This is a genomic window from Mesorhizobium sp. M0058 (genome assembly GCF_040323095.1).
GTDB lineage: Bacteria > Pseudomonadota > Alphaproteobacteria > Rhizobiales > Rhizobiaceae > Mesorhizobium.
The window spans coordinates 388,715-398,206 of the sequence record NZ_JAMYUQ010000004.1; the positions used below are offsets into that span (position 1 = coordinate 388,715).

The following is a 9,492-nucleotide window of genomic DNA, read 5'->3' on the forward strand; positions in this document are numbered from 1 at the left end:
GATATAGAACATATAGGGAACAAGTTGGGAGCAGCGTGATGAAACTCAACGGAAAACTCGACTATCTCGAACTGCCCGCGACCGGCGCAACGCTGGACAGCGTCAAGGCTTTCTACAGCGCCGCCTTCTCGTGGTCGTTCACCGATTACGGGCCGACCTATTCAGCCTTCGGCGAAGGGCTCGATGGCGGCTTCCAGGCCGATGCAGGCGAGGCTCCGGCGAAACCATTGCCGGTGCTCTATTCGCAGGATCTGGAAGCAACCCTCGACGTTGTCGAAAGCGCCGGCGGCACGATCGTCAAGCCGATATTCTCGTTCCCGGGCGGCAGGCGGTTCCATTTCACCGATCCCGCTGGCAACGAGTTGGCGGTCTGGGGCGAATAGCGCGTCCCCGCGCCAAGCGGTGGATCAGTTTTGCACAGTGGCCAACTCGGCATTGAGCTTTCGTGCCGCTCGTCCTATAAGGCCGCGCGCAGCGGGCAAAGCTCGTTTGCTGGGGCGTCGCCAAGTGGTAAGGCATCGGTTTTTGGTACCGACATTCCCAGGTTCGAATCCTGGCGCCCCAGCCAAATCACATGCCTTTGGAATCAATGATTTACCGACCTTGTCGATGGCTGCCGTCAGGAGCTATCTGACTCCCACGCGACCCCGACTCCGTTGACAGAGCCGGGGCCGTGCGGAGAGGATCAGTAATCGTTGTCGTCCTGGATGACGACGGGATGATGCCGATGATGTCGATAATAGCGATGATGGCTGCGCTCGATCGAGCCGGTCACGATGACCGTATCCCGGCGATGATGTCTGCGGCCGTGGTCGTAGAAGGCAACCGTGCCGTGTCTGCGGTGATGAAGGCGTTGACCCTGGTCATTGATGACCTTTACGCTCCTGTGATGATGTCGATGGTGGGTCGTGATGACCACGTCAGCTTCGGCTGCCGGAGCTATCGTCGGCATGGCAATGAACAGCGCCAAGGCGCTCACGATCATTGTTTTCATTGTAATATCTCCACCTGCTAATTATCCCTTCGCGGGGATAACCGCGTCCCATCCCTTTGGTTCCGAGTAGCGTCGTCGGTCCACGGGCGCGATCAGTGACGGCTGCTCCCGTGCAACACGGCGTATCGAAAGAAGAAGTTGCGACAGCAGCTCCTGTTGGCAACTTCTGGCAAAGGCGCTCTTTCAAGCCGACCACCAGGGTTACGCCACTCGACAAAGCAGCGCTGCACAGGACCCTTCTATGTCGTCGCGTTCGATCTCCTGATCTGTGACGGGAAACACTTGTCTTGCGAGGAAGACCATCGGCACAATTTGTGAGATTTACGAGACCAATCAGGCCATCTTAGATCGCCTAAGTCGGGCCGTCTCAGATCCCGTAAGAAAGTGCAAGGTAAACCACCGGCGCCAAGATCAGCAGAACCGCGATTCCGATAACCACTGCGATTGCCAGGCGCTCTGTTCGCCTGACAAGCTCAGCGACCTTGTCGTCGTCAGCCGATGGTATGAGGTCAAGAACGGAAGAAACTTCCGCAGGACTGTCGTTGTCGTTTGCGGGTCGGGTTGCGCCGTCACGCACTGATCTCTGGACAAAGGTCACTGTTAGCCTCGCTGTTGAAACGCACGCCGTTGGCGGTGTCACGACAATCGGGTGCCCGCTAACCTCTCAGGAATGGCGGGCACCCGATTGACCACCGATGAAGGGACTCATGCTCGGCAGCCCGGTTCCAATGTATCGGGAGGGCATAGGTTGCCCGCCTTCAGGCCTATGGCTCCGACGTCAGGACTTCAGTCATACCCTGTTCGGACCTTGGTCTGGCAATCGACGAAGCGATGGCCGCCATTTGTTTCGACGCAGAAAATGCGGGAACATTAGTAGGCTCTTACGAGTTCACTCCCAGCAACTAATTCGGGAGAGATACGGTGAACAACATAATCTGGCTCATCGGAGCAGTCGTTATCGTGATTGCGATACTGAGCTTCCTGGGCTTCCGATAAACGTGGCAGCTGAATTGCTGTCGGAGCCTATTGCCATTTGCGCCTTATAGGCATCGCTTTCGCGTTGGCCGGCGCTTTGCATGTGGGCTTTGGCGTTCGCTCTCAGGTGGCGCTTAAATTCCTTCTCTTCAAACCTTACAGAATGCGCGTCGCAAGCAGGTCGCAAGGGCGACGGTCCTGTTGCAACAGTCGGATCGAGGCCATCGCCGACGAAATCAACAAAGCATGCTGCGTCAGCTCGCCTCGCGCATCGCCTCGGCGGCCTGCAGATCGACCGAGACCAGTTGGCTGACGCCCTGCTCGGCCATGGTCACGCCGAACAGGCGGTTCATGCGCGCCATCGTGATCGGGTTGTGGGTGATGATGACGAAGCGCGTCTCGGTGGTCGCGGCCATTTCGTCCATAAGGTTGCAGAAGCGCTCGACATTGTGATCGTCGAGCGGCGCGTCGACTTCGTCGAGCACGCAGATCGGCGCCGGATTGGTCAGGAACACGGCAAATATCAGCGACATCGCCGTCAGTGCCTGCTCGCCGCCGGACAGCAGCGTCATGGTCTGCGGCTTCTTGCCGGGCGGACGTGCCAGGATTTCGAGCCCGGCTTCGAGCGGGTCGTCGGATTCGATCAGCTGCAGTTCGGCCGTGCCGCCACCGAACAGATGCGAGAACAGCCGCTGGAAATGGCCGTTGACCACCTCGAAAGCGGCAAGCAGCCGTTCGCGGCCTTCGCGGTTCAGGCTCTGGATCGCTTGCCTGAGCTTGCGGATCGCCTCGATGATGTCCTCGCGCTCGGAGACGATGGTCTCCAGCCGGTCCGACAATTCCTTCTGCTCTTCCTCGGCGCGCAGATTGACGGCGCCGAGCCGCTCGCGCTCAACCTTCAGCCGGTCGAGCTGGCGCTCGATCTCGGCCATTTCCGGCATCGGGCTGTCGGCTTCCAGGCCAGTATGGCGAATGACCAGATGCGGCGGCGTGTTCAGCGTTTCCTGGATGCGCGCCTCGACCTCGAGCCGGCGCTCATCGGCGGCGGTCAATCGCTCTTCGGCGCGGACGCGGGTTTCGCGGGAATCGGCCAGCGACTGGATGGCCGCGGTGGCGGCCTTGTCCAGCTCGGCCTGCTTGTTCTCGGCCTCCTGCAAACGGTCGGCGGCCGCCTTGCGCAAGGTCTCGGCCTCGGTCAGCTGCGACAGCAGCGCGCGCCGCCTGGCGTCGATCTCGTCGGGGGCGTCGGCCAGCGTTTCGCGCTCGGCCTCGGCCTCGGCCCTGCGCTCGCCCAGCGAGGCAATCTGCGTCGAGGCGTTTTCGGCCCGCTGCAACCAGTTGCTGCGCTCGGCGCCGATGGCGTCGAGCCGGCGCGTGCGCGCCTCGGCTTCGCGGCGCAGGCCTTCATGGACGGCGCGCGCGTCGGCCAAGGTTGCGCGATCGCGGCTGACATTGGCGGCGGATTGTTCAAGCTGCAATTGCAGGTCGCCGAGATCGGGGGCGTCCTGCAGCAGCATTTCGGCCTCGGCGAAGGCGGCGGCCGTTTCTTCATGGCTGTCGACGATTCGCGCGCGCGCCTCGTCCAGGGCGGCGCGGCGGCTTGCCAGCTCGCCACCGGCCTTTTCGGCCTCGGCCAGCGCGCTGCGGGCGGCGTCCAGGCCGTGCTGGGCATCGCGCCCGGCCTGGCGGGCGTTGCGTTCGGCCTCGCTCGCCTCACGCAGCGCCTGTTCGGCCTGGGCAAGGGCAGCCTCTGCCTCACGCATCATCTGCGTCGCCTGCACCGCCTCGGCATCGAGCTCGGCCAGCCGGTTCTTCTGCGCCAGCCTCTGCGCGGCCGCGGTCGGTGCATCGGCGCTGGCGGTCAAGCCATCCCAACGCCACAGCGCGCCGTCACGGCTGACCAGCCGCTGGCCGGGGGCAAGCAGCGTCTGCAGGCGTTTGCCGTCCGCCGCATCGACGATGCCGATCTGCGCCAACCGGCGGGCAAGCTGCGAAGGCGCGCGCACCACGCTGGCGAGGCTCTTGAGGCCTTCCGGCAAAGCCGCATCGCCTGGTTCAACCTGGCTTTCGCCCCAATGCACCGGCGCGCTGCGGTCGAGCGGCACGTCGAGATCCTCGCCAAGCGCAGCACCGAGGGCCGTCTCATAGCCGCGTTCGACGCTGAGTTGCTCCAGTACCGACGGGAAAAGATCGCCGCTGGCGGCATTGAGGATCTTGGCCAGCGTGCGGGCTTCGGTCTCGATGCCGGCGAGTTCGGCCCTGGCATCCTGCAGCGGCGGACGGGCGGCACTCTCGGTGGCGCGCGCCTCGGCGACCGCCTGTTCGGCAGCAATGGCGCCGGCCTCGGCTTCCTCCAACCGGGCGAGCGCGTCCTCGACCAAAGCGCGCTTCTCGGCGGGATCGGGCAGGCCCGCAACCTTCGACATAATCTCGGACAATTCGCGGTCGACATCGGCCAGATGGCGGGCAAAGCGATCGCGGCGTTCGGCGTTTTCGCGCAGCGTGCGTTCGATCTGATTGCGCGCGGCGGCGGCCTCGGCGCGTTCGGCGGTTAGCGCAGCGAGCTTGGCTTCGCTCTGCGACAGCGTTGCGCCGGCCTGCTCGAAAGCGGCCCGCGTCGTGGCCTCGCGTTCGGCGGCGCCAGCATTTTCGGAATTGAGCGTGGCTTCTTCCTCGCGCAGGCGCTCAAGAATATCCGCATTGTCGCGGACCATGCGCTCCTCGCGGGCGATGTCGCCGTCGAGCTGCTGCAGCCGGCGCTCGAGTTCGGCCTGGCGGGCGCGGATGCGGCCTGCCTCCTCCTCGATCTGCGCCTTGGCGATCGACAGGCGCTGGAAGGCGGCAGCCGCGGCGGCCTCGGCATCGCGCAGATCGGGCAGCCGGTGGGCACCGATGCCTTGCTCACGGGCGGCAGCCATCTGGGCGGCGGCGCGGTCGCCGACCAGAGCTGTGGCAACCGCCAATGCCGACCGCGCATCGCCCTCCTGGGTTTTGGCCAAGGTCCAGCGCAGATGCAAGAGCGTGGCTTCCGCCTTGCGGATATCGGCCGACAGGTTCTTGAAGCGCGATGCCTGGCGCGCCTGGCGCTTCAGGCTTTCGATCTGGCTTTCCAGTTCGCCGACGACGTCGTCCAGCCGTTCCAGATTCTGTTCGGCCGCCTTCAGCCGAAGCTCGGCCTCGTGACGGCGGGTGTGCAGGCCGGAAATGCCGGCGGCTTCTTCGAGCAGCGCGCGGCGCGCCTGCGGCTTGGCCTGGATCAGTTCGCCGATGCGGCCCTGTCCGACCATGGATGGCGAGCGCGCGCCGGTCGACTGGTCGGCGAACAGAAGCTGCACGTCCTTGGCGCGGGCTTCCTTGCCGTTGATGCGGTAGAGCGAGCCGGCTTCGCGCTCGATTCGGCGCGACACTTGCAATTCATCGGCGTCGTTGAAGGCGGCGGGCGCGGTCCGGTCGCTATTGTCGAGGAACAGCGTGACTTCGGCGGTGTTGCGGGCCGGGCGCGTTCCCGAGCCGGAAAAGATCACGTCGTCCATGCCGGACGCGCGCATGTTCTTGTATGAGCTTTCGCCCATCACCCAGCGCATCGCCTCGACAAGGTTCGACTTGCCGCAGCCATTCGGCCCGACAATGCCGGTCAGGCCGCGTTCGATGACGAACTCGCCGGGTTCGACGAAGGACTTGAAGCCGAGGAGGCGAAGGCGCGAAAACTTCATTCGCGCCTGCCTGGAAGGCACAAAGGTGCGCTGACGCCAAAGCGCAGTCGCTCCGGCGCCGCCTGGACGTCAGAGCAGAGGGTCGATGATGGCCGATATTTCCTCAATCGACATCGCACCTTTGTAGGTTTTCCCGTTGATGAAGAAGGTCGGTGTCGAGTCGACCTTGAATTCATCGGCGCCGCGCTTCTGGACCGATCTCACATCGTCCAGAAGTTTCTGGTCCGTCAAGCAGGCCTCGAAGGACTCCTGTGTAAAACCGGCGAGCTTGGAGATCTGCAGCAGCGCATCCTTGGTATTGTTGACGCCGACCCAGTTGGCCTGCTGCTTGAACAGCACGTCGACCATCGGGAAATAATTGTCCTTCGAACAGCGCGCCAGCATGAAACCGGCCTCGGCGCTCGGATCGAACGGGAATTCGCGCAGGATGTAACGCGCCTTGCCGGTGTCGATGTATTTGGTCTTCAACTCAGGGAAGGTGGTCGCCGCGAAATGCGCACAATGCGGGCAGGTCATCGAAGCATATTCGACGATGGTGACCTTGGCGTCATCCTTGCCGAGCTGCTTGTCGGGCAAAGCGCCGGGCTTCAGCAGTTCGGCCATGTCGACATTGCCGGAAGACTCCGGGACCTTGACGGCGGCCGGAGTGGCAGGCGTCGAAGCAGGCACCGCGGGAGCCGCAGGCTTCACATCCGCTGCTTTGGCATCCTCGCCTGAATCGCTGCATGCGGCGAGCATAGCCACTGCCGGAATGACGGCCAGCGAAGACAGGAGGTTTCTGCGGGACAAGCTACGGTTCATGCGAATCACCTGACTGTGGTTTGATTTTGCAACGCAAAGGCTAGAAAAGGCGAGAGTTGGCGGGAATTAAGGCATCGCCGTCCCCATTCCAATCGCCAAACTCTACATGCAGGATCACGAATGCGCGAGATAGATGACGCGTTCATGACCGACTGATTTCCAGTTGATTACCTTGGCCGCTTCCTTTGGCCAAGAATTGTGGCGCCAAGACGCTCCAGCGAGGCGCGCAAGCCTTCATCCTCGATCTTGCCGACGGTATCGGACAGTTTGGCCTTTTCGACAGGAGTCAGTGCTCTCGGCGACGGTTTCGGCCGGGCTTTGTCCCTCAGCACCGGCTTTTGCACGATCCGGATCCTGCCGATCGCGTTGAAGCCGAGAAAGGCATTGACGCGGTTGATGATCTCGCCGGTCTCGTGCTGTAGGTGCAGCGCGGCCATGCCCTCGCAGGCGATGACCAGCACCGCCGGCTCGAACGGATCGTCCTCATGCATGCGGCGCGGCCACTGGATTTTTTCGGGGCGCGAATGGCCGGCGAGCCTGGGGCCGGCGATCTCTTCCCATGACTGCACCAGCCCGATCGAAATGCCGGCCCGCTTGCGCAGCACGGGGTCGAGGATCGCGGTCGCGAGATCGCTCACCGGAACGGGATTGCCGTAAGGCGTTCTCCCTGCCATGTACGTTCTCCAGCCACGCTCCTCACCAGCCTAGAGCCAGCCCGCGATCAATGGCACTGCACGAACAGACCCGCAAGGCCGCATCCGGACCAACTCTATCGGGAGAGATCGCCGCGCGTCTGCTTGCCTGGTACGACGCGCACCATCGCGAACTGCCGTGGCGGATCACGCCGCACGCCGCGGCCGGCGGTGCACGGCCGGACCCCTATCGCATCTGGCTGTCGGAAGTGATGCTGCAGCAGACCACGGTCGAAGCGGTAAAATCTTATTTTCGCGCCTTTGTCGAGAAATGGCCTGATGTGAAGGCGCTGGCGGCTGCGCCGGCCGAGGATGTGATGAAGGCTTGGGCCGGGCTCGGCTATTATTCACGGGCGCGCAACCTCAAGGCCTGCGCCGATCTGGTTGCGAGCCAGGGCGGCCGTTTTCCCGACAACGAAACGGGATTGAGGGAATTGCCGGGGATCGGCGCCTATACGGCGGCGGCGATCGCGGCGATCGCCTTCGACCGTCCGGCGGCGGTCGTCGACGGCAATGTCGAACGTGTCATCTCGCGGCTCTATTCGATCGCAACGCCGCTCAGCGAGGCAAAGCCTGAAATCCGCGCGCTCGTCGAAAGACTGGTTCCGCAGACAAGGCCGGGCGACTTCGCCCAGGCGATGATGGACCTCGGCGCTACGATCTGCACGCCAAGACGGCCGCGCTGCATGCTGTGCCCGGTGCGCGAGGATTGCAGCGCCATCCTGTCCGGCGACCCCGAGCGCTTCCCGGTCCGCCTGCCCAAGGTCGACAAACCACTCAGGCGGGGTGCCGCCTTCGTCGCCGAGCGCGGCGACGGCGCCATCCTGTTGCGCAAGCGGCCTGGCAAGGGCCTGCTCGGCGGCATGACCGAGGTGCCGACCACAGGTTGGACAGCACGGATCGACGGTGCAACCACTTCGGAGGCAGCGCCCTTCCCTGCCGACTGGCGGCGCGCTGGAGAGATCGCGCATGTCTTCACCCATTTCGCGCTCGAGCTCGAAGTTTTTCACGCTCAAGTGAAAAGTGATGCGCCGGAAGGGCATTTCTGGTCGCTGGCCCATGACATTTCCGGAGAAGCGCTGCCGACGGTCATGAAAAAGGTCATCGAAGCAGCGATACCGGGCGCAACCAAAAAGCACCGCCTTGACTAGCATTCGCTTTGAAAGGCCCGAAATGACTGAAATCCGCCATATCGTGTTCGACATCGGTCGCGTCTTGCTCCACTACGATCCGAACATTCCGTTCAGCCGCCTCATTCCCGATGCCGAAGAGCGCAAGTGGTTCTTCGACAATGTCTGCACGCATGACTGGAACATCGAACAGGACCGTGGCCGGACGTGGGAAGAGGCGGAAGCGCTGCTGATCGCGGATTACCCGGATCATGCTGAAAACATCCGCAATTTCCGACGCTATTGGAACGACATGGTGCCGCATGCCTATGAGGACAGCGTCGCCATCATGCTCGGCCTGATCGAGAGCGGCCACGACGTGACCATGCTGACGAACTTCGCCGCCGACACACTTGCCGAGGCACGACTGCGCTTCGATTTCCTTAGCCGCCCGCGCGGCGTGACCGTGTCGGCCGATATCCGTGAGATCAAGCCCGACCGCGCCATCTACGACCATCACGTCGCCGCGTTCGGTCTCGAACCGTCAGCCACGCTGTTCATCGACGACAGCCCCAGAAATGTCGATGGCGCCAGGGTGGCCGGCTGGAATGCTGTGCTGTTCACAGATGCAAAAACGCTCAAGGCGGACCTTGAGCGGTATGGCATCGCGACCTGAGCTACGCAGAGGGGTCGAAGGTAGCGCTTTATGGCGCCCCCCTCTGCCCTGCCGGGCATCTCCCCCCTCGAGGGGGGAGATCGGCAGCGGTTGTGTGCGTCAAGTTCTGCAAAAAGGGGCGGCCATGATGCTGGTCATGCGGCTTGGCGCAGAGCGAGCTTCTTGTGCTCGCGCAGGTCGTCCATATTGATGTATCGGTTGGCCTCCATCCAGTTTTCATTGGTCTCGACGGCCAACGCCCTGACCAGGCGCAGGCAGCTTTCGGTATTGGGGAAGATGCGCACGACATAGGTGCGCCGGCGGATTTCCTCGTTGAGCCGCTCCAGCATGTTGGTGGATTTGAGATGCTTGTGGTGCTGTCTCGGCAGCCTGAAGAAGGTCAGGGTTTGTTCGATGGCATCCTCGGCCCAGCCTGTCAGGCGCGGATAGCGGGCCGACCATTTGGCAAGCCATGCGGCAAGATCAGCCCTGGCCTCTGCGAGATCGCGCCGGTCGTAGAGCCAGCGCAATTCCTGCAGGCAGTCGTCGCCGT

8 protein-coding genes and 1 tRNA gene are annotated in these 9,492 nt (G+C 63.1%); 4 read left to right on the forward strand and 5 right to left on the reverse strand.

Features of this window, described 5'->3' with window-relative positions; all coding sequences use genetic code 11:
* Positions 1 to 38: 38 nt before the first annotated feature.
* The gene (locus NKJ75_RS09355) at positions 39 to 383 is read left to right on the forward strand and encodes a VOC family protein (RefSeq protein WP_023687172.1); all 345 of its coding nucleotides are present in this window, start codon (positions 39 to 41) and stop codon (positions 381 to 383) included.
* 110 nt (positions 384 to 493) lie between these two features.
* Positions 494 to 568, forward strand: a tRNA-Gln gene (locus NKJ75_RS09360).
* A gap of 117 nt (positions 569 to 685) precedes the next feature.
* Here the strand turns inward: NKJ75_RS09360 and NKJ75_RS09365 are convergent.
* The 4 genes from NKJ75_RS09365 to NKJ75_RS09380 form a co-directional block, all read right to left on the reverse strand.
* Positions 686 to 994, reverse strand: a complete 309-nt coding sequence (locus NKJ75_RS09365; RefSeq protein ID WP_023670691.1) for a hypothetical protein — start codon at positions 992 to 994, stop codon at positions 686 to 688.
* 1,229 nt (positions 995 to 2,223) lie between these two features.
* Positions 2,224 to 5,682 carry a chromosome segregation protein SMC gene (gene smc / locus NKJ75_RS09370; protein WP_352499579.1) on the reverse strand — a complete coding sequence of 1,153 codons (3,459 nt, stop codon included), beginning with the start codon at positions 5,680 to 5,682 and terminating at the stop codon, positions 2,224 to 2,226.
* A gap of 69 nt (positions 5,683 to 5,751) precedes the next feature.
* The gene (locus tag NKJ75_RS09375; protein WP_023687169.1) at positions 5,752 to 6,483 is read right to left on the reverse strand and encodes a DsbA family protein; all 732 of its coding nucleotides are present in this window, start codon (positions 6,481 to 6,483) and stop codon (positions 5,752 to 5,754) included.
* A 167-nt stretch (positions 6,484 to 6,650) separates the two neighbouring features.
* Positions 6,651 to 7,157, reverse strand: a complete 507-nt coding sequence (locus tag NKJ75_RS09380) for a DUF721 domain-containing protein (RefSeq protein WP_031197540.1) — start codon at positions 7,155 to 7,157, stop codon at positions 6,651 to 6,653.
* 50 nt (positions 7,158 to 7,207) lie between these two features.
* On the opposite strand from NKJ75_RS09380, the gene mutY reads away from it, so the two are divergent.
* Positions 7,208 to 8,326, forward strand: coding sequence for an A/G-specific adenine glycosylase (gene mutY, locus NKJ75_RS09385; RefSeq protein WP_352499580.1), 1,119 nt, complete (start codon positions 7,208 to 7,210; stop codon positions 8,324 to 8,326).
* A gap of 22 nt (positions 8,327 to 8,348) precedes the next feature.
* Entirely contained in the window at positions 8,349 to 8,960 is a 612-nt protein-coding gene (locus NKJ75_RS09390) for an HAD family hydrolase (RefSeq protein ID WP_023701993.1), read from the forward strand.
* Positions 8,961 to 9,094: 134 nt separating this feature from the next.
* Here the strand turns inward: NKJ75_RS09390 and NKJ75_RS09395 are convergent.
* A partial coding sequence (locus NKJ75_RS09395; protein ID WP_352499581.1) for a transposase occupies positions 9,095 to 9,492 on the reverse strand: 398 nt, incomplete at its 5' end.

What these genes read in the sequence shown, in the direction of transcription:
- NKJ75_RS09355 (WP_023687172.1), top strand. Translation starts at nt 39, where the DNA reads ATGAAACTCAACGGAAAACTCGACTATCTCGAACTGCCCGCGACCGGC.
- NKJ75_RS09365 (WP_023670691.1), bottom strand. Translation starts at nt 994, where the DNA reads ATGAAAACAATGATCGTGAGCGCCTTGGCGCTGTTCATTGCCATGCCG.
- smc (WP_352499579.1), bottom strand. Translation starts at nt 5,682, where the DNA reads ATGAAGTTTTCGCGCCTTCGCCTCCTCGGCTTCAAGTCCTTCGTCGAA.
- NKJ75_RS09375 (WP_023687169.1), bottom strand. Translation starts at nt 6,483, where the DNA reads ATGAACCGTAGCTTGTCCCGCAGAAACCTCCTGTCTTCGCTGGCCGTC.
- NKJ75_RS09380 (WP_031197540.1), bottom strand. Translation starts at nt 7,157, where the DNA reads ATGGCAGGGAGAACGCCTTACGGCAATCCCGTTCCGGTGAGCGATCTC.
- mutY (WP_352499580.1), top strand. Translation starts at nt 7,208, where the DNA reads ATGGCACTGCACGAACAGACCCGCAAGGCCGCATCCGGACCAACTCTA.
- NKJ75_RS09390 (WP_023701993.1), top strand. Translation starts at nt 8,349, where the DNA reads ATGACTGAAATCCGCCATATCGTGTTCGACATCGGTCGCGTCTTGCTC.